Raw genomic sequence first — 21,120 nt, forward strand, 5'->3', positions numbered from 1 at the left:
TAGTTTATCGCTTAGTTTAATTGTATTAGTTTGTCAGATTCCTAAATTGAATCAGTATTTCTTCTTTATCATCAAAATGATGTTTTACACCATTAATTTCCTGGTATTTTTCGTGACCCTTGCCGGCCAATAAAATAATATCGCCAGGTTGAGCAAGCATGCAAGCCGTTTTAATGGCTTCTCTTCTATCTGAAATTGAAACTGTAGATCCTTTTTTCGTAATTGGAACTCCTGCTTCCATTTCTTTAATGATTACCTGAGGATCTTCAGTGCGAGGATTATCAGAAGTGAGGATAACCTTATCGCTTAAGTCGCAAGCTACTTTTGCCATTTCCGGGCGCTTGGTTTTATCGCGATCTCCCCCACACCCAATTACCGTAATGATCTTTTCTGAAGGGCGACGAATTTCGCGAATGGTTTCCAGCACATTTTCAACCGCATCAGGAGTGTGTGCATAGTCAACAATGCCAACTACTTTATTCGGTGCTACTATATAATCAAAACGACCTTCCGCTCCGGTCAGATTGCTCAATACACTTAATACCTCTTGCTTGTCCTGTCCTAATAAAATAGCTGAAGCATACACTGCCAATAAATTATAGGCATTGAACTTACCCACCATTTTAAACCAGGCCTCTACCCCGTCAATGTGTAAAAGCATACCAGTAAAATGATCCTCTAATAGTTTGGCTCTGAAATCGGCCATACTTTGTAAACTGTACGTTTTTTTTGTAGCCTTTGTATTTTGAAGCATGACCATTCCACGTTTATCATCCACATTACTTAGTGCAAAAGCACCTGAAGGCAAATGATCGAAGAATGTTTTTTTAACCTTTAAGTATTCGTCAAAAGTTTTATGAAAATCGAGATGATCGTGAGTGATATTGGTGAACATTCCACCAGCAAACGCCAAACCTTCAATACGTTTTTGAGCAATAGCGTGGGAGCTAACTTCCATAAACACATACTCACAACCATAGTCAACCATCTGAGCCAATAGTCCGTTTAAAGCAATGGCATCAGGAGTCGTATGTGTTGAAGGGATTATCTTGTCTTCAATTTGGTTTTGAACCGTTGAAAGCAATCCGCATTTATAACCCAGGCCTCTGAAAAGGTTAAATAATAAGGTAGCACAAGTGGTTTTGCCATTAGTACCGGTTACTCCTACCAATTTCAACCTTGAAGATGGCTGATTATAGAATGATGTTCCTAACCAACCCAGTGCTGCATGGCTGTCATTAACTTTAATGTAGGTTACATTAGGCAGAATAACCTCCGGAAACTCTTCGCATAAAATCGAAGTTGCTCCCTTTTCTATCGACTGCTGAATAAATTTATGTCCATCAACTGCGGTACCTTTAACAGCAACAAACAAATAATCTTTACCTACAGCTCTTGAATCAAAAGTTATGGAAGCCACTGGTATTTCCAATGCTCCTTTAACGTCAAGTACTGTAATGTTTCCTAAAATATTGCTTAACTGTTTCATAAGTTACCTTAGTTCTAACCCTATTGTTCTACCCTTAACTATTGGTGAGCCTGCGGTCATCGATTGCCCTACAACCTTACCACATCCTCTTGCAACCGTCCTTAATCCTGCATTTTCTAAAATGTAAATCGCATCCTTAAGACCCATACCTACAACATTCGGAACGGCTTTATCAGCCACATTTCGTTCATTCATTTCTACCGAATTATCATGCTGGGCAGTTTGAACCCAATTCCCTTTCGTGTTCTCACTATAAGACACTTTAAGTTTATTGTAGATATATTCTGTTTCTGTTCTGTAACCGACTTTTGCCAAAGGCACTTCCTTATCATTTAAAACATATTGTTTTTCAACTCCAGGATGAATCTCTAATTGAGTAGCATAAACTTTATCGGCTACCTCCTTAAACACTGGAGCAGCAACAGCGCCTCCGTAGTACAACTGATTGGTTGGCTCGTTTATCACCACTATCATTGAGTACTTAGGATTATTCGCCGGAAAATATCCGCAGAAGGAAGCCTGATAACGCTTCACTTTATACCCTTTAGTTCCGTCAGCGATTTGAGCGGTTCCGGTTTTGCCTGCAATCGGGAACACCGAAGTATTTAATGCCTTACCTGAACCATTTTGCACAACCGCTTCCAATAATTCATGGGCCTTTTGGATAGTTGATTCTGAAGCTATTCTTTCAACCAAAACCTTGGTATCAAATTTTTCAATGGTTTTACCCAGATATTTAATTTCTTTAACAAACTTAGGTGCCACCATGGTACCATTGTTTGCAACCGCATTGTATAATGTAAGCGTTTGAAGTGGTGTAATGGTTTGTTCATAACCAATTGAAAGCCATGGAAGCGTTGTTCCAGACCAACCTTTATCGCCAGGATGTTTAAACATCGGACGGGCTTCTCCAGGTATCTGAATGCCCATTTTTCGACCTAAACCCAATCGCTCCAACCCTTCAACAAACTTCTCCGGATGATTTTTATAAGCCCTGGTAATGGCCAAAGAGGTGCCAACGTTTGATGATTGCTCAAAAACATTCTTCATGGTAACTCGCTTATCCTTAATCAAGTGCGAATCTTTCATGATCCTGTTACGGTATACACAATAGCCTTTGCTTACATCAATAGTATCATCCAAACTAAATTTGTTGTCTTCAAGCGCTACAAGGAATGATGCCAATTTGAATGTAGAACCTGGTTCAGTTGCTGATCCAACAGCCACATTATATTTTTCTTCATACTGCTCAGGAGCAACTCGCTGTAAGTTGGCAATTGCTCTAATTTCTCCTGTTGCCACCTCCATTAAAATCACCGTACCGCTTGAGGCGTTTTGTGCAATCAACTGCTTTTGAAGTGCATTTTGGGCAACGTCCTGAATGTTGACGTTTAAAGTTGAGATAATATCGCTACCATCAACCGGAGCAATTTCAACATCATCGTTCACTGGCATCCAAACTCCACCCGCAATGCGTTGCATTAATCGTTTACCTGTTTTACCGGCTATGTATTCATTATAGGCACCTTCCAATCCTACCGGTTTTTGTTTATCAACATAATAACCGATGGTTCTTGAGGCTAATAATTTGAAAGGAAGTATCCGTTTATTTTTTTGAAGAACAATTAAACCACCCTTATATCGTCCCATGTTAAAAATTGGGAACGTTTTTAACGCTTTTAATTGATTGTAATCTACCTTACGCTGTACTAAAAAATACCGTTGACCTTCTGAACGGGCCATTTTTAATGCTCTGATGTACTCATCTTTAGATTTATCCAGAAATAAATTGGAAAGGCGGGAACTTAATGAATCTATTTTCTCTTTAAATATCTCATCCGTAATCGGATCGGCGTTAACATCCATACGAACCTCGTATTCCGGCATTGAAGTAGCAATCAGGCTACCGTCTTCTGAATAAATACTACCGCGTACAGCCTCAACATTTACAAATTTAGTACTCAGGCTATCGGCCATTTTCGACCATTTTTCGCCTTGCACAAATTGTAGTTGCCAAATCCTGAAAATAATAGCAAAAGCGAAAATAAACAGGACAGCATACGCGATGTAAACACGGAGTAATATGTCAGTTTTAATTTTCATTCTCTTGAATCACTATTTTTTTAGGTGGTTCTATCGACTCTTTTAATCCAATTTTTTCGGCTCGTGCCGCAACTTCCGTCTGCTTGCTCAAAAACATTAATTCGGCTTTGGTAGTCATGTATTCCCACCTTAGCTCTTTAAGGTCTTTATTGGCTTTATCAATTTCACGGATATTCCGCTCAGCAAAATGACGATTAGTGATGTAAGCCATCGCTATTCCTCCCAAAAACACAAAATACGGCAGCCAAGAAATGGCTGTTTTCTCAGTGATGAAATCACCTTTCAGCAATAACGTAAAGAAATTGCGTGGCAAAGCTTTTGGCTCTTTCGGCACTTCCTTAAGCTTTGGCTCAAGATCGTCTCTCAGTGTATTTTGCATTCTTTCACTCATCTTACAACTTCACTCCTATTCTGAGTTTTGCACTGCGTGCTCTATTGTTCTCTTTTATTTCTTCATCCGTTGGCACAATTGCTTTACGGGTAAAAGCTTCCAATGGTTTTATTTCATTTCCATAGAAATCTTTTTCTACCTCACCCCTAAACTTGCCCTTATTAATGAAGTTCTTTACCAATCGGTCTTCTAACGAGTGATAAGACATTACCACCAAACGACCTCCTGGCTTTAATATTTCAGCAGCCTGCTCAAGCATCTCTACCAAAGCCTCCAATTCATGGTTTACTTCAATTCTGATTGCCTGAAACAACTGAGCATAATACTGATTCTCTTTCCCTCTCTTCACCAGGGGCTTAACTACTTCCTTAAGCTGAGCAATTGTTTCAATTGGCTCTCTTAATCGAGCTATTACAATTGTTTTAGCCAATGTTTTCGAATTTTGGATCTCACCATACATCCCGAAAATCCGATGCAGTTCAGCTTCTTCATACTCGTTGATTACCTTTTTTGCAGTTAGATCAGATGCCTGATCCATACGCATATCTAAATCGGCATCAAAACGAATTGAAAACCCTCTTTCAGCACTATCAAACTGATGAGAAGAAACTCCAAGATCGGCTAGGATTCCATCAACCTGCGTAAAGCCGTTCATTTTACAGAACTTCTTTAGGTACCTGAAATTTTGTGCTACAAAGATGAATCGATCGTCTTGTGGTGCATTGGCCTCAGCATCAGGGTCTTGATCAAACGAAATAAGCGTTCCGTTGTTCAATTGAGCTAAAATAGCTTTAGAGTGTCCCCCTCCTCCAAATGTCACATCAACATATACTCCATCAGGATTGATATTCAACCCTTCAAGACATTCCTTTAACATTACTGGATTATGGTAGCTCATCAAAACTCCTTTCTCCGGCTTTTCCGCCCATCACTTCCTCAGCTAACAAAGCAAAATCCTCCGGTTCTTCATTTAATAAATTATCATAAGCCTCTTTCGACCAGATTTCAATCCGATCTGAATAAGGGAACAATACTAACTCTCCATCGATACCTGCGTATTCAAGCAATGACTTGGGCAATAACAAACGGTTATTAGTATCAAGAGTCAGTTCAGTTGCTCCGCGAAAAAAATAGCGGGCAAAATTCCTATTCTTCTGATTATAAAGATTTAGCTTATTTACTTCGGCACTGATATTTTGCCAAACATTGAAAGGATAAAGTACTAAACACTTCTCAAACCCTCTGTTAATCACAAACTTGTCCGACGCTTCTTCAGGAAGCTGCTTTTTGAGCCCGGCAGGAAGCATAATCCTTCCTTTGGGATCAACTTTGCAGTCATATTCTCCGATGAATTGTGTCATGTAAGTGGTCTTTTTCCAAAATATCTATGTAAAGGTAGATATTATTTCCACTTACTCCCACATTTTACCACAAAAGTTTTCCACAGAAACGGGCTTTCATACTGATAGTCAAAAACATAGATTTTCCACATTTTTAAGCCAAAAACGCAGATTATAAAAAAGAAGAAATAGTTAGGCAGAAATAAATTCTCCAGGCGAAAGAACTATATAATTACAAAATTGCTTTCGCGTGGAGAAAAGTGGGGAGAATAGCGAGCCGTATTTTATCTCGCTACAATATGAAGAATTTTTAATAGCCAATAGAATCCGGCGGCGAACAAGCCCGAAACAGGAATAGTTAATAACCACGCCCATAAAAGACTGATTGTAACCCCCCAGCGCACAGCAGATATACGCTTGGTAAGTCCAACACCAATAATTGAACCTGTAATGGTATGTGTAGTACTTACGGGAATACCTAATTCAGCGGTGGTAAAAAGTGTAGCTGCACCAGCCATTTCAGCCGCAACTCCTTCGAAAGGAGTCATTTTGGTTATTTTGGTTCCCATTGTTTTAACGATTTTCCAACCGCCAAACAGCGTACCAAAACCAATAGCAGAATAACAACCTATAACAACCCAGGCAGGAATATGCTTAATTTTACCGGCTTCGCGCACAACTACCATCCATTGCGGAATACTATCGGGATGCTGATTGGCATATACTACTAAAGCAGCCGCTATAATACCCATTACTTTTTGGGCATCGTTACCACCATGTCCTAAGCTAAACAATGCCGATGAAAGCAACTGAAGACCTTTGAAGGTGTTATTAAGCTTATAAGGATTCCCTCGTCTGCTTAGCCATAGCATAATGACTGAGATTGTATAGGAAACCAACATACCAATAATTGGAGCTGCAACGATAAACAACAAGATGGGAAGAACCACATCCATTTTTACCACGTCAAAGCCTGCATGTGAGATAGCAGCACCGGCAAAACCACCGATAAGTGTATGTGAGGAGCTGGATGGTATCCCCGCCCACCAGGTAATTAAGTTCCAGATGATGGCAGCGGACAGACCCGCGAAAATTACTTCGAGAGTAATGGCGTCAGTTTTAACAGTTTTGGCAATGGTATCTGCAACATGAAGTTCGAATATCCAAAACGCCATTACGTTAAAGAAAGCTGCCCATATAACAGCCTGAAAAGGCGTTAATACTTTGGTGGAAACAATTGTAGCAATAGAATTTGCTGCATCGTGAAAGCCATTGATAAAATCAAACACGAAGGCTAAAACGATGATGGTGATCAACAGGGTCATTCGGAAAGCTTTTCTCTGTTAAACTATGAGTTCTTTAATACAATTGAAGAGATAACGTTAGCTGCATCTTCGCATTTATCGGTCGCTAATTCAAGCATTGAAAGAACCTCTTTCATTTTAATCAGCTCTTTTACATCGTCTTCATGCTTGAATAAATCAGCTAAAGCTTGATCCAGTACATTGTCGGCTTTATTTTCAACACTGTGGATTTTAACAATAGCTTCTCTGATTAGGGTAATGTTTTTAAGACTGTTCAATTCCCTTACAGCAATCTTCAACTCCTGTGCACCTTCGTGAATAAGATTTACCAGGTCTTTAACAGCCTGAGAATAATCCATTATATCGTAAAGCAGAAAATCCTTGGCCGAACCATTTAAATAATCAGCCACGTCATCAATTACTGATGCAAGGTCATGAATATCTTCACGATCAAACGGAGTGATAAAATTACGGCTCAGTTCAGTTAGAATATTATGAGTGATGTTATCACCCACATGCTCTAAATCATCGATCTTACGGATCAAAGCATTACGCTCATCAACCGTTTTTGTATTTACCAATTCGATCATTACGGCCGACATGGTAGTAAGATTTTCTGTTGCTTGCTCGAACAGAGGAAAGAATTTCTTGTCCTTTGGAACAAAAAATTGAAAAATTGAGTTTAACGACATAACACAGCTTGTTGATTAACAGGCAGCAAAAGGATATTGATAATTAATTTAATACAAAATTTATATACAAAAAAATGAGGAGATGGGTTAATACCTACCTCCTCATTCATAATGTTATTCTAAAACAGCTTTAATACCTGGTAATTCTTTACCTTCAAGTGATTCAAGCATTGCTCCACCACCTGTTGAAACATAGCTTACCTTATCCTGGTAACCGAATTGCTTAACTGCTGCCACTGAATCCCCACCGCCAACAAGGGAGAATGCACCGTTAGCAGTTGCAGCTCCAATAGCATCACCTAATGCTTTTGTACCGGCAGAAAAATTCTCGAACTCAAAAACTCCTAAAGGACCATTCCACAAAATGGTTTTAGAGTTTTTAATTACTTCTGCAAAACTGGCCAATGTTTTCGGTCCTGCATCAAGTCCCTGCCATCCATCAGGAATTTCATTTACATTAACCACCTTGGTATTTGCATTATTATCAAATGCATCAGCAGCAAGCACATCAACAGGAATAAATATTTTAACTCCTTTAGCTTCGGCTTGCTTTAAAATGTCCAGTGCAAGATCCATTTTATCGTCTTCACAGATCGAATCTCCCACTTTACCACCCTGAGCCTTTACAAAGGTGTAGGTCATACCGCCACCAATAATGATGTTATTAACGGTATCAAGCATTTTATTGATAATGGTAATTTTTGAAGAAACTTTTGATCCTCCTAAAACTGCAGTAACTGGCTTTTCACCATTCTTCAGTACTTTATCAATCGCTACAATTTCTTTAGCCATTAAGTAACCAAAGCATTTAGCTTGTGGGAAGAATTTAGCAATGATAGCTGTGGAAGCATGAGCACGGTGTGCGGTACCAAAAGCATCATTCACATAAATATCACCCAGTTTAGCCAATTGCTGCGCAAAGGCTTCATCACCTGCTTCTTCTTCTTTATGAAAACGAAGGTTCTCAAGTAATAAAATTTGCCCTGGCTTTAATGAAGCTGCTGCTGTTTCGGCAGGTTCGCCAATACAATCAGAAGCAAAAACAACCTCGGCGCCCATCACCTTGGCAACATGATCTTTTACATGTTTTAATGAATATTTGTCTTCTGCACCTTTTGGGCGACCAAGGTGCGACATAATGATTGGCATTCCGCCATCAGCTAAAATCTTTTTAATAGTAGGTGCCGATTCCTGGATACGGGTATCGTCGGTAATTTCAAAGTTCTCGTTAAGTGGCACATTGAAGTCTACGCGAATCAAAGCCTTCTTTCCTGAAAAATTAAAATTGTCTATGGTTTTCATATTTTATATTAACTATGAGTAACTAATACGTATTGAGTAAACTATTAATTGTTTTACTTCCAACGAATCCTCCCCGATAGATTCTAAGCGCTGCGAAAATACGATAATCCTTTAGTTTTTGTTAAAACAATAATAAAATAGAGTAAACAGTTTTGTCAATGAATATCCATTCATTAACTAGTTATAAAAGAGAACTTTACTGTAACCATTTTACCACCAATTCTGTCAATCTGCTGGAGTAACCGAACTCATTATCATACCAACCCACTACTTTCACCATCTCTCCCACCACCGAAGTAAGCTGAGAATCAAAAATACATGAGTACGGATTATCCAGAATATCAACCGAAACAATGGGATCGACTGTATACTGAACAATTCCTTTTAGTTCATTTTCTGATGCTTTTAAGAAAGCCTCATTTATTTCATTAACTGTTGGTACCGACTTTAAAATACATGTAAAGTCTGTAAGGGAACCGTTAGGAACGGGCACACGAACTCCGGCTCCCCCCAATTTCCCATCAAGATGAGGAAAAACAGAAGTTATTGCTTTTGCAGCACCAGTAGTAGTAGGAATTATCGACTGTGCCGCGGCACGCGCCCGTCTTAAATCTTTATGAGGTGCGTCGTGTAACGATTGATCACCCGTATATGAGTGTATAGTAGTAATATAACCGCTCTCTATACCCCATAATTCATCCAATACTTTTATCATCGGTGCCAAATTATTAGTGGTACAAGAAGCATTGGAGATTATTTTCTTATCTGTTTTTAATAATTCCTCATTAACACCCAACACAATGGTAGGAACTTCTTTATCAGGTGAAGGAGCAGAAATTATTACACGTTTAGCACCCGCTTTTAAATGTAAATCCGCTTTTTCCTTTTGTGTAAACTTTCCTGTCGATTCAATAACAACATCAATATCAAGCTGAGCCCACGGCAATTGCTTTGGATCTGCCTGACGATATATGTTAATTCGATGGCCATTTATAATTAAATGATCTTCGCAGAAGCTAACATCACCTTGAAAAGTGCGATGAATAGAATCATACTTAAACAAGTGAGCCATTGTTGCTGCATCTGTTAAATCATTAATGGCAACGATTTCAATAGATGTATTCAATAAGGCGCGACGAAGAAACACACGCCCAATACGGCCGAACCCGTTAATGGCTACTTTTATTTTTGACATAATTGCTTGATATATTGGCCCCCAAAAATATCAGTTTCAAGGTCCAATACCGCGAAAAAATGATTTTTAAAAAAAAATTTCAATCGTATCATTTTTCTCTTATTTTTGCAGTCCGTTAAAAAAATAAAGGCCCGTTCGTCTAGGGGTTAGGACGCCAGATTTTCATTCTGGAAACACGGGTTCGATTCCCGTACGGGCTACTAAAAATAGCTTTTTAGCAGCAAAGCTTAAGATGTAAGCTTTTTCTATTTTAACAAAACTTTGAATGATTGGCCCGTTCGTCTAGGGGTTAGGACGCCAGATTTTCATTCTGGAAACACGGGTTCGATTCCCGTACGGGCTACTAAAATTTATTTTTAGTAGCAAAGCTTAAGATGTAAGCTTTTTCTATTTTACAAAACTTTGAATGATTGGCCCGTTCGTCTAGGGGTTAGGACGCCAGATTTTCATTCTGGAAACACGGGTTCGATTCCCGTACGGGCTACTAAAATTTACTTTTAGTAGTAAAGCTTAAGATGTAAGCTTTTTCTATTTGATTAAAATTTTGAATGATTGGCCCGTTCGTCTAGGGGTTAGGACGCCAGATTTTCATTCTGGAAACACGGGTTCGATTCCCGTACGGGCTACACTTTTCATATAAAAGCCTGCAAATTTTATTTGCAGGCTTTTTGTTTTTATATGAATTTCTCCTTTCTATTTCAGAATGGAACAACTTCAGGCACATAAAAAATAAAAAGAGCACTGAGATTCAGTGCTCCTTAAAAATTCTTATCACTATATTCTATTTTGAAACTGCCATTTGTGGTATGGCAGCCACTCTTACCGTATCAGCTTTCTGTTCAATTAGGCGAATCATATCTCCATCCACCCTAAATTTACCGGTTCCGATGATTTCCCATCGATCAGATTTATTCATATCACAATCAAAATAAGAGAAGTTAACAATAATTGAGTCGCCTTCGTATTTCATATTAATTGAATCGAACTGGCGGAACCAACTCGAGCCGTAAGAAACAAAATATCCGTTATTGATCTGTTTTAGCAGTTTGGGTTCTTTTTTAAACCAACCCGTCAAAAAACGGATTTGCTTTTCAGAACCTTGAAATTCAAAATCCAGTGCATCGATCAACAGATTTTTAAAACCCGAATAGTTTGTATTAGGGTCGCCGTCGGAAGCGGAATAATCTGCTCCTGCCATTGTACTATAATATCCTAAAACAGCTCTCACTGGCTTTGGGCAGGTATAAACATATTCGGTATTTACGGTAATGGCTACCAATGAATCATTCATGTGCGGATCGAAACGATTTTGCAGCCATAAGATTTGTTTAAAGCCATTATCATTTAATCCCGGATCTTTCACCCATTGAATATCTTTATCCGGAGTACCAATAAAGGTTTCTTTTAAACTTACTGAATCAGTTCTTTCATTTTTAGGATCAATAATTCCACCGGATAACTGACCATTTTGAATATCCGCTTTTACAATCTGTTTAAATCCTGTTTCGAAAAGAGCTTTGGCTTCTAAGTGGCCTTGCTCATCAATTTCACCTTCTATCGGAATACGTTTACCACTTTTTTTAATTACGGCGAAACCTTTCACTTTTCCTTCTTTTGCCGATAAATTCACAACTACATCCTCACGTTTGTTGATTTTTCCAGTAAATGTTTTCTTGAAATTCAGTTTTTCAGAACCTAAAACAGCGGGAGCTGATTTTTTGGGCCGTTCCTCCTTTTCATGGATAACGGCATTCGATCTTTCGTTTTTTATACATGAGGAAAGCAAAAAAACAAAAATCACCAGGTTAATTAGATAGTAAACGTTCTTCATAATACGTTTGTTAAGAGCCAAGTAATGGACGAATATAACTAAATTCCAAATTTATCCGCAACGCCTTCATTTAAAATACTTTACAAAAAGGCAAAAAAGTTTTTTTTACGATAGGATAAACGCTGAAAATCATATTAATAGTATGAAAAAATGACTAAAAGTTTAATTTCCGTTTTTCAATCTAGACATTCATATTAATTTTTCCAAAACAAAAATCCCGACAATACCTTGTCGGGATGCATTTATATTAGTTATGAAAAGAAGTTACTGAGATTCTACCTTATCTCTCTTTATAAGTAACACTAACAATTTTACCGAATCCAGAATAAGATTGTTCCTGTACTAAATCACCCGAGAAAAGGTCTGGAACCTGGTAAGTTTCAAGCGTACCATTGCTTTCTGATGACTTTGCTGGATCATAACTTGCAACTAGCAACTTGCCAAAAAACTGTCTGAATACAGTAGTTCCATTTGATGTTGTTGATTCATTTTCAAAATTATTGAATTTGATCATACTGATTTTGGAAGTCCCTTTATCCAGCACCAACTTAGACTGAGAGCTAGCTAAATCAAACATATAAAGCTTGGAGCCTACGCTATAAAACAATCTTCCTGTTGCAGGGTGAACAGCAAATTTTTCGGCTTGTGCAATATTAGCATCAACAGAAAACTCTTTATTATACGCTTGGGTAATTAGCGGAGTGCCTGTATTACTCAACTCAAAACGGATAAGTGAATATTTACCATTTGCAGGATCTTTCATTACAGCGGTACAATATCTCTTGTCGATACCTACAGAAGTGGCGGTCATATAAACCAAATCTTTGCCTACATTTTGAGGATCAAATTCAACACCGGCTCCGGCATCAACACTTGGCAACCCGGTTGGAGCTGGCATAGTCACACACTGAGAAGCTAAATTAACATGCCTTAAAAACTGACGGGCTTCCGTATCATAAACAATTGCATAAGGGCCTGAAGAAACGTTGAAATTAGCAACATATGGTGAAACGTTAAATTTCACAAGCTTTCCTGTTCCATCTGCATAATAATTAACATGGGTACCATATGCCCGAAGATTAGAACCCAATAACACATTGTATTGAAGTTCTTTGTCAGTAACCAAATAACTCGTCGTATTTGATTCAGGATAAAGATAATCGCCAATACCATTGTTTACCATTTCAGAAGATATCTGATACGATAAATCATAAATCGTTTGCCAGCGAAGTGTTTGATTAAACAAGCGGGTTGATTGTTCGCTTGTAAAAATATAAATGGCATTTGTTGCATTAGATTGATAGGAGAAAAAGTAAACTCCTCTTGGCTTTCCTTTTAGCTTAAGTTCTGAACCTGTTTTTTTCAAAACATCTATGTGAACTGTAGGCTGCATATTAACAAAGTTCACCATGTCTAAGCGTGAAGCTTGATCAACATCACTTAAAACCAACCAGCCGGATGAAATATCATTCTCAACCCTCAAGTTAAACTTTTGTATAAATGCAATTCCCGTATTACGATCTGTAATTGTATAAACCACCGGGTAATTACCAGGTAAAAGATTTACCGTATAATCAAGGTTCTTACTCTTTCCAATGATATTCTTGGTGTTGCTCAGATAACAAGCCCATTCATACGAATATGAGGAAGTATCGGCTGGTTCAGCACTAATTGGATTAAGTGTTGCCAAAAGTGTTGGTTGGACCACAAACTGAGATGCCACTTTTGCGGTATACTCCTTTTCCACTCCTTCTATAGTTACTTTATTAACATCGGTGTAATTGTAATTTCCTAGATCTTTTGAACAGGCTCCAAGTAAAAAGAGGGCCAGTAGCGAAAAGAAAGTTGTATATCTTGGTTTCATAATAATATTACTAATGTGTAAAAACTGCTACAAGATGATTTCTAAAGACCTGCTCCGGAAGTCATTAAGGTAACTCCGTCTTCAATATAAACAGGTGTACCGGCATCACTTTGATTTTTTAAATATCTGCTTAATGCTACTCCCATTGAGGCACACTCTGCTACCGAATAAGATGAACTTGTATTACTATACAAACGATCAGGATCGACCTCTAACTGGTTTACAAGGATAGTATACTTATTTATACCAAATGGGCCCAAATAGCTTGCTAACCAACGAGGTGGAGCCACCAGAAAATCATTAATTACAAACTTGGTAGTTAATATTTTTTTAACCGTTTTATCTCTCATCACCTTTTTATTTGAAATTTCGGTGACAAAGTTTTCATTAGAAACCAATGAAATATAAATTTTCTGGTTTTGAGTTTTCATTTCAGGCGTTCTCTTCACCGTCAATTTTACCGTTCCTGTAGATTTACCTGCTTTGATAATTAAGGAGTCGGTAAGGATACTGAAATCGATATTCTCCTTAAGGGTGGATGAATCATCGACCTTTACAGCAAAAAATCTATCCTTATCAGCTAAACTTCCGGTAATTTTAACAGGATACGTAAGTGTTACTGAAGAAATGGATGCAGGTGTTCTACCAAATGAATACATTAGTGTATCCAACGGAGTAGAATTTATACTAAAGCCAACTGCATTTGAAAAGTAAATGCTGCTAGGACCAGAATATGTTTCAAGCTCATCGCTCTCGCATGAAGCAAGAAATAGCACTGAAAAAGAAACTATACAGAAATTAATTAACAATCTCATCTTATTATTTTTTAAGTACTTAACGATATTGGGTTTCAGACAATGGTAAAGGAAGCACATACTGCGCTTTTGTCATATTGATGACGCCGGTTGCTTGTACCCCATTTTCAATTGTTGGAAGGTTCAATCTTTTGAACATAAAGAATAACTGTCCTTCGCCAAAAAACTCTTTTTTATATTCCTTTTGAACCTCAGTCATAACAGCTGATTCGGTAATTGAATTACTTAAAGGATCCAATCCGCGTTTTGAACGAACGATATTTAAATAATCAACGGCCATTGCAGGGGAAGTTGCTGCCAAACATTCTGCAGCGATGTAATACATTTCACTCATTCTTAAGAGCGAAATCATATATCGGCTTTCTCTAAGGTTATCAGCTATGTCAGCATATTTTACAAATGTTTTGAACTCCCTGGTTTGTTTCCACTGATTGCTGAATCGAATATCATTGGTATTATTCTCAAAAACTCCTGATTGCAATCTGGTATTTTCAGGTGCTAATAGGGTTTGATCAAATACTTCAGCATTAAAAAAGCTTTTGTGTAAATCAGGAAGTTTATTGTTAGAGGTTCCAAACAATACTTCGGTGGTAAAAATCCTATTGGGATTGATAGACGCTGCAGCCTCAGCAGCAATAACCCATGGGAAATAGCTTTGCTTATCAATTACCGCCTTTGCATCAACCAATGCAGCCGCCTTATTTCCCCTGTATAAATTTGCACGAGCTTTCAGCCCCTTAACAGCGTAATAATTTAAGCGGTATTGTCTGTTATAATTGTAATTATCAGGTGTTGTACCTGCTTTAATTCCCTGACCAGTTACTATCGGATCAGCCGTTGAAAGTAAACCTTCAGCAGTTGATAGGTCGGCTAAAACATGACTCATCACTTGGTTGGCAGGCAAAAGTGGAGAAACTGAATTACCTACTTTATCAATATAAGGAATAGCTGCCGAGGTAGAGTCAACCGAATAAATTGGACCAAACAAGCGCAAAGCATCTAAATGTAACATTGCTCTTAATGCATGTGCTTCTCCTCTAAATAAAGAGTCAGTTTTTCCGTTTAAAACACCTTTATTGATAGCTATTTTATCTAAAAAATTATTAATTGATAAAATATTCGCATAAAGGTTCGTCCAAATTACGTCTACATCCTTTGATACATTATCTGGATCGGTATAGTTATATTGTACGTATTGGTATTTATTATGAACGGAAGAAATCTTATAGCGCTGCGCCAAAATTTCAACAAAGGTTGAAGTCAGGTTCGCTCCATACAATTTGTTATCACCCAATTTAATGTAAATAGAATTCAGCGCACTCGCTGTACCATTTACAGAGCTAAAAACCTGATTTTCGGTAAACTTAGTTTCAGGTTGCACTTCTAACCAATTGTTGCAGGAAGAGGTAATAAATATCCCCATTGATAGAAGAGTAAGTTTTAATATTTTTTTCATACTATACAAAATCACTAAGGTTAAAATGAGGCATTAAGAGAAAATGAAACGGTCCTTGCAAAAGGATATTCGGTTCCCCGTTCGGCCTTAATAGTGGATAATCTGAAAATATCATTAGCTGTAGCATTTAGTCTAAGATTGCTAATGCCCATTGGCTTAAGCCATTTCGAATTAGGGAACGAATAACCAAAATTGATCGACTCACCAGTTAACGTATTTTCACGCTGAACAAAACGCGAAGACATAGGTGTTGCCGCATTTCCAGTAGTATTAACTATATATATTCCGGCATATGAACTCATGTCACCAACGTTCTGCCAACGGTCATACAAGGCACGTCGGTCTTGATTTCTCTCAATTGCATCCCAAGTGATATTTTCAACCTTATTATATAAGGCAGTGTTAAAATAGTCACCTCCAACTCGGTATCTCAAATACACCCCCATCGAAAAAGCTTTATAAGCGAACGTGGTACTTATTACCCCTTCTAACTTAGGACGAGTATTTCCAACTTTCACTACATCATTAGGATCATAATCAAATGTGGTAGAACCATCTTTCTTTATAAACACTTCATGACCAGTAATAGGATCGATACCTGCTGAACGAACAGCCCAAATATCATTCGGACTATAACCATCTATATAGCGTTCTAAAGCTCTTGAAATCGACTGGCTATTCGCTTCCGCCTTATCATTTAATGCCGCAAGTTTGTTTGAGAATCCTCCGTATTTAGAGTCTACTACCGAACCATTAAGGGCAATGGTCCACACAATGCGTTTTTGCAAATCATAAATTGGTGAAAAACGTACGGTAGCTTCAATGCCACGAGTATCCAGGTGACCAACATTCATTGGATAGCTTACAATACCGGTTGAAGAAGGTAAATCAGTTACTATAATTAATGGATCGGTATATTTTTGATAAACGCTACCTAACAGGGTTAAACGTTGGTTAAAAAATGATATATCGGTATTGATACTTTTTTCTTTGGTGTTCTGCCATTCCAATTCAGAATTCCCCAAAGCCTCCAATTCATAACCACTACCAAACACGTTTGGAGTTGTAAGAACATTATAGGTTGAAACAGAAGCAAATGAACCAAAACTCTGATTACCAGTTAAACCCAGTACAGCCGTAACCCTAAATCGATCCAACCAGGTTAATGATTGCATGAACGATTCATTTTTCAAGTTCCAACCAATACCGGTTGACCAAAACGGAGAATACAAATTATCTGAACCAAAGGCTGTTGAACCGTCTAAACGATATGAAGCATCAACAAAATATCTGTTATTAAATGAATAGTTACCTGAAACCAGAATATTATTTCTGCGGTAATCACTTAAATAAGTATTATAGGTAGAATTTGGTGTAAAAGAATAGGCAAAAGCCGGATTTCCATTACTTCCATAAGGGAAACCTACCGCCGTAGATGTTAATGCGTCTCTTTCATTTTGTTCAATTTCAGTTGCCGCATCAAAATAAACCACGTGTTTATTATTGAATGTTTTGTTATATGACAATCGAAGGTTGGCAGTGGCTGAGAAAGTTTGCAGTTGAGTATTAGTATATGCACCTTTCTCAAATACACTTAATTTATCAAACCTTGAGTTATCAGCAGGTACAAAAAGAATAGCTTCCTGATTTGCTTTCACTAATTGCATCCCGGCTTTTACATCAAAACCTTGTGCCAAGGTCCAAACAAGCTGAAGCTTATTATTTAAGTCGAGGTTATCTTTTGTATCAATATTATTCTGCAATGCATTATACAAAGGGTTTACTACAGGTTTGTCTTTATTATCTGAAACAAACGATAAGTATTTCTGAATCGATCCATCGGCATTATACTTTGGATAATACGGGTTAGCATTGGCAAATGCACTAAAGCTTCCATAGGTTGACTCACTTGCATTGAAACCTGTTACAGATAGCTGATTGGAAATAAGAAACTTATTCTTTTTATAATTAAGGTTAATATTTGCACCCCAAGTATCCCTTCCTGATCCTATCATCACACCATTTTCTTTTTTATAGCTTACGCCCACCCCATACTGAAGTTCATTAGTTCCTCCTTCGGCATATAAATAGTTACGCAAACTATAACCTTGTTGTAAAGGCTCGCTCAACCAGTATGAATTTACCCCCCGCTGAACATTTATTAAGCGGGCATTGTACAAACTATCTAACCTTAACTGATTAACGTAGCTTGGATCATTTGGTAAGTTCTTGTATCGACCAGACAGGCGTTCGAACTCCAGTTTTTCACTTGCATTCATCAAGTTGTAATCAGATAAATCCGCTGTCTTGATTTCGCTGTTTACAGCATAGCTCACTCGTAACTGGCCTTCTTTTGGTTTAACTGTTTCAACAACAACAACACCATTTGACGCCTTGGCACCATATATAGCTGTTGAGGCAGCATCTTTCAATATAGTAACAGACGCAATTCGGTTCATATCCAAATCTTGAACAATGGTTAATGTAACCGGGAAGCCATCTAAAATGAATAATGGCAAGTTTGGATCCGTATTATATTCGTCTACCAGAGAAGCATTAGGAGTACTTGTTTTGCCCCTAATTTCGATTTGAGCTTGTGAGTTAGGGTTAGATCCTGAAAGATTATTGTCAATTACCTTAAATGCAGGATCCAATGTTTTTAAACTTTGGACTAAATTCTGAGAGCCCAAACTTCTCAATTCCACACCTTTAAAAGTGGCCGTTGCTCCGGTAAAGCTGTCTTTATTACGAACAATATTACCGGTAACCACAACCTCTTTCAACGCTTGTGCATCTTCAGTCATCAATACAACTAGCTTATCCATATTTGAAGCCGAAACAGTTATCTCTCGCTCCTTAAAGCCAATCATTCTGAAAACCAACACCGTAACATCATCGGTTAATTGTAATTGAAATTTCCCTTCAGCATCGGTAGAAGTTCCAATACTGCTACCCTTAATACTTACTGAAACTCCCGGCAAAGGCTGTCCCGAATTGGCTTCCAGAACTTTTCCTTTTGCTACGCGAGCTGCTGAGTTTGCATCGATATTGCTTACCGTTCCGATCTGTAGGAGCGAAACTTCATGCTTTACGACAGTAGGTTCTCTTTCTGCAGTATTTTCCATCCGCTTAAAAATCGAATAATTCTGCGAGTCGATTTTTACAAAACCTAAATTGAATGGAAATAACAAATTGTTTAATACCGTTTCCGGCTTTTTTTCCTTCAGCATTTTCGGGCTGAAATCAACAAACTTTTGCGTAGTAATTCCACCTTCATAAATAAGGTTGATATTATAATTGCTTTTAATAATCCGGAAAGCATCTTCAAGAGCTATTCTCGACTTTCCAATGGTTACTACTTCCGTATCATGATCACTCTCCGTACGGTTTATATCAGTATATGCCTGAGCATAGACCTCCGTATGTAAGAGGCCAGCCGAAAGCAGACCAATCAATACTGTTTGTAAATGTTTCTTCATTAGTTGGATTAGGATTAAATTCTTATTGATTGCTGATGATGATTTCTTTATCGTCGGCACTTTTCTCAATCTTAATTTGAAGAGAGGCTGAAATTGCATTTAGCAAAACATCTTCTGAACTGCATGAAACTGTTCCAGTTAATGTTCTTCGTTTAAGCTCCTCCTCTTTAAATACTACTTTAGCTCCATAGGTTTCCTCAATAATGGTAGCCACCTCCAACATTGTTGTATTTTCAAACAACAACTGCTTTGAAGTCCATAGTGATAGTTTTTGGGTATTGGTTTGACTATGCTTATAAACTTGGTTCCTTTTCGAGAATTCAACTACATCTCCAGGCTTCATAATTACCGATTTCTTAGCCACAGCTTTCAAATCGACCTTAATTTTACCCGTATTAAGACTCACTTTGGTTTCACCTCTGCGTGTATTAACATTGAATGTGGTTCCTAAAACTTCAATATTCATATCGCCGGTATGAACAATGAAGCGCTCTTCATTTTTAATCTGTTTTTCGTTTTTGTTTAAATGGACAACATTAAAAAACACCTCTCCCTCAACCCATACTTCCCGTTCGGGATGTTTGCTCCAATTGCGCTCATAAGAAATTTTTGAATTAGCATTTAGGGTTACCAGCGATCCGTCAGGTAGGGTTACCTGCTTAACCATTCCCATGGCACTTTGAATAAGTACCCTAGAGTTGAGGTAATAATAGTAGGCACCGCCTGCGATAGAAATACCGGTAAGAATTGCAGCTGCTGCCCATCGAATCCATAAGCGTCTTACTTTAGTTTCTAAATTCGACGCTGAACGAATTGTTGACCAAAGCTGCTCTACTTCATTTTCGGGTAGTGCAACCTCATTAATTTTAACAGCATCCACCAACCGGCGAGCGGTATTAATGATTTCTCTTTTTTCGGGATGATCAAGTTGAAATTGTTGCCAAAAGGTTTCTTCCTCTGCAGAAGGATGCTGAACCCAATTGACAAATGACTCGTTGTTAATGAAATCGTGTAGTTCGTAATTACTGAATGATCCGGACATTATAAAAACTGTTGTTATTCATAGTAGCACAACAGTTTTCATTTTACCCCATGAAAATCAATAATCTTTACAAAAACTTTCTAAAAGTTTAAAGGCGGGTTTGGTGAGTAATAAATGTAGAAACATTTTAACCTGTGGAGGAAGAGCTGTCTTTAATTCAGCTAAAGCCCGGGCCATTAATTTATAGGTTCCTTTTACCGTAATATCCATGATAGCGGCGATCTCTTCATAGCTTAAACCTTCGTAAAATTTTAAGAAAATGGCCTCGCGCTGGCGATCAGTAAGTGCTGCCATCGCTTTTTCCAATTCTCTTGTCAAATGCTGCTTATTCTCTGATTTGATCAAATCATGGTCTATCCCATAATCAACATGGAACGGATACTCTTCAGATTCCTCTAATGAAACGTTCTTTGAATTATTATTTAACCTTTTGTAGATAGTGGTTCGGAATGATTTATAAAGATAATTTTTTAGTGAAGCGGGATCACCCAGAAATTCTTTACGAGTCCAAAGAGTTACATACAGCTCTTGAATGCATTCTTTAATTAAATCTTTATCAGAAGTGAATTTAGAACCGTAATTATAGAGTGGGTTTACAAATTTTCGAAAAAGTAGCTCAAAAGAATTTTCGTCGCCATTTTTGAATGAGGTCCAAATATGCTGATCATCAAATTCTTTATTTTTCATCAAAACACTACTACTTTCAAAAAAAAATTAATTTGGATTAGGTGGCCAAAAATAAATAATCATATTAAAAATCAAAGCGATAGATTAACAAATCGATAGTATTCAACTAAAAATGATACAATTATAGTGG

At 37.7% G+C, this 21,120-nt stretch carries 16 protein-coding genes and 4 tRNA genes; 4 read left to right on the forward strand and 16 right to left on the reverse strand.

Annotated features, from left to right (window positions below; genetic code table 11):
• Positions 1-25 precede the first annotated feature (25 nt).
• The 9 genes from NF867_RS06115 to gap form a co-directional block, all read right to left on the reverse strand.
• On the reverse strand, positions 26-1,489 hold the full coding sequence (locus tag NF867_RS06115) for a UDP-N-acetylmuramoyl-L-alanyl-D-glutamate--2,6-diaminopimelate ligase (RefSeq protein WP_252586832.1): 1,464 nt from the start codon (positions 1,487-1,489) through the stop codon (positions 26-28).
• Between the two features lie 3 nt (positions 1,490-1,492).
• Positions 1,493-3,592: a penicillin-binding protein gene (locus NF867_RS06120; RefSeq protein WP_252586834.1), complete on the reverse strand. Its 2,100-nt coding sequence runs from the start codon at positions 3,590-3,592 to the stop codon at positions 1,493-1,495.
• Entirely contained in the window at positions 3,582-3,971 is a 390-nt protein-coding gene (locus NF867_RS06125; protein WP_252586836.1) for an FtsL-like putative cell division protein, read from the reverse strand. Before NF867_RS06125 ends, NF867_RS06120 begins: the two co-directional genes overlap by 11 nt.
• A 13-nt stretch (positions 3,972-3,984) precedes the next feature.
• Positions 3,985-4,881: a 16S rRNA (cytosine(1402)-N(4))-methyltransferase RsmH gene (rsmH, locus tag NF867_RS06130; RefSeq protein WP_252586839.1), complete on the reverse strand. Its 897-nt coding sequence runs from the start codon at positions 4,879-4,881 to the stop codon at positions 3,985-3,987.
• Entirely contained in the window at positions 4,868-5,344 is a 477-nt protein-coding gene (gene mraZ, locus NF867_RS06135; protein WP_252586841.1) for a division/cell wall cluster transcriptional repressor MraZ, read from the reverse strand. The genes rsmH and mraZ overlap by 14 nt, the downstream gene beginning before the upstream one ends.
• 263 nt (positions 5,345-5,607) lie before the next feature.
• Entirely contained in the window at positions 5,608-6,648 is a 1,041-nt protein-coding gene (locus NF867_RS06140) for an inorganic phosphate transporter (RefSeq protein ID WP_252586843.1), read from the reverse strand.
• 23 nt (positions 6,649-6,671) lie between these two features.
• Positions 6,672-7,319, reverse strand: coding sequence for a DUF47 domain-containing protein (locus NF867_RS06145; RefSeq protein WP_252586844.1), 648 nt, complete (start codon positions 7,317-7,319; stop codon positions 6,672-6,674).
• Positions 7,320-7,433: 114 nt separating this feature from the next.
• The gene (locus tag NF867_RS06150) at positions 7,434-8,621 is read right to left on the reverse strand and encodes a phosphoglycerate kinase (protein ID WP_252586845.1); all 1,188 of its coding nucleotides are present in this window, start codon (positions 8,619-8,621) and stop codon (positions 7,434-7,436) included.
• Between the two features lie 196 nt (positions 8,622-8,817).
• Positions 8,818-9,807 carry a type I glyceraldehyde-3-phosphate dehydrogenase gene (gap, locus tag NF867_RS06155; protein ID WP_252587122.1) on the reverse strand — a complete coding sequence of 330 codons (990 nt, stop codon included), beginning with the start codon at positions 9,805-9,807 and terminating at the stop codon, positions 8,818-8,820.
• Positions 9,808-9,944: 137 nt separating this feature from the next.
• Here gap and NF867_RS06160 point away from each other — a divergent pair.
• The 4 genes from NF867_RS06160 to NF867_RS06175 all read left to right on the forward strand — a co-directional run bounded on the left by NF867_RS06160 (position 9,945) and on the right by NF867_RS06175 (position 10,442).
• A tRNA-Glu gene (locus tag NF867_RS06160) sits at positions 9,945-10,016 on the forward strand.
• A gap of 71 nt (positions 10,017-10,087) precedes the next feature.
• Positions 10,088-10,159 (forward strand) — tRNA-Glu (locus tag NF867_RS06165).
• A 69-nt stretch (positions 10,160-10,228) separates the two neighbouring features.
• A tRNA-Glu gene (locus NF867_RS06170) sits at positions 10,229-10,300 on the forward strand.
• Between the two features lie 70 nt (positions 10,301-10,370).
• Positions 10,371-10,442 (forward strand) — tRNA-Glu (locus tag NF867_RS06175).
• Between the two features lie 155 nt (positions 10,443-10,597).
• Here the strand turns inward: NF867_RS06175 and NF867_RS06180 are convergent.
• The 7 genes from NF867_RS06180 to NF867_RS06210 all read right to left on the reverse strand — a co-directional run bounded on the left by NF867_RS06180 (position 10,598) and on the right by NF867_RS06210 (position 20,990).
• Complete coding sequence (locus tag NF867_RS06180; RefSeq protein ID WP_252586846.1) at positions 10,598-11,647, reverse strand: hypothetical protein; 1,050 nt, start codon at positions 11,645-11,647, stop codon at positions 10,598-10,600.
• A gap of 280 nt (positions 11,648-11,927) precedes the next feature.
• Positions 11,928-13,511, reverse strand: coding sequence for a PKD-like family lipoprotein (locus NF867_RS06185; protein WP_252586848.1), 1,584 nt, complete (start codon positions 13,509-13,511; stop codon positions 11,928-11,930).
• Between the two features lie 41 nt (positions 13,512-13,552).
• The gene (locus tag NF867_RS06190; RefSeq protein WP_252586850.1) at positions 13,553-14,326 is read right to left on the reverse strand and encodes a DUF4843 domain-containing protein; all 774 of its coding nucleotides are present in this window, start codon (positions 14,324-14,326) and stop codon (positions 13,553-13,555) included.
• Between the two features lie 19 nt (positions 14,327-14,345).
• Positions 14,346-15,782 carry a RagB/SusD family nutrient uptake outer membrane protein gene (locus NF867_RS06195; RefSeq protein WP_252586851.1) on the reverse strand — a complete coding sequence of 479 codons (1,437 nt, stop codon included), beginning with the start codon at positions 15,780-15,782 and terminating at the stop codon, positions 14,346-14,348.
• 20 nt (positions 15,783-15,802) lie between these two features.
• On the reverse strand, positions 15,803-19,261 hold the full coding sequence (locus NF867_RS06200) for a SusC/RagA family TonB-linked outer membrane protein (protein WP_252586853.1): 3,459 nt from the start codon (positions 19,259-19,261) through the stop codon (positions 15,803-15,805).
• 22 nt (positions 19,262-19,283) lie between these two features.
• Positions 19,284-20,303: a FecR family protein gene (locus tag NF867_RS06205; RefSeq protein ID WP_252586855.1), complete on the reverse strand. Its 1,020-nt coding sequence runs from the start codon at positions 20,301-20,303 to the stop codon at positions 19,284-19,286.
• A gap of 57 nt (positions 20,304-20,360) precedes the next feature.
• Complete coding sequence (locus NF867_RS06210; protein ID WP_252586857.1) at positions 20,361-20,990, reverse strand: RNA polymerase sigma factor; 630 nt, start codon at positions 20,988-20,990, stop codon at positions 20,361-20,363.
• Positions 20,991-21,120 lie beyond the last annotated feature (130 nt).

Origin of the sequence: Solitalea agri, assembly GCF_023914155.1 — a bacterium.
Taxonomy (GTDB): Bacteria; Bacteroidota; Bacteroidia; order Sphingobacteriales; family Sphingobacteriaceae; genus Solitalea; species Solitalea agri.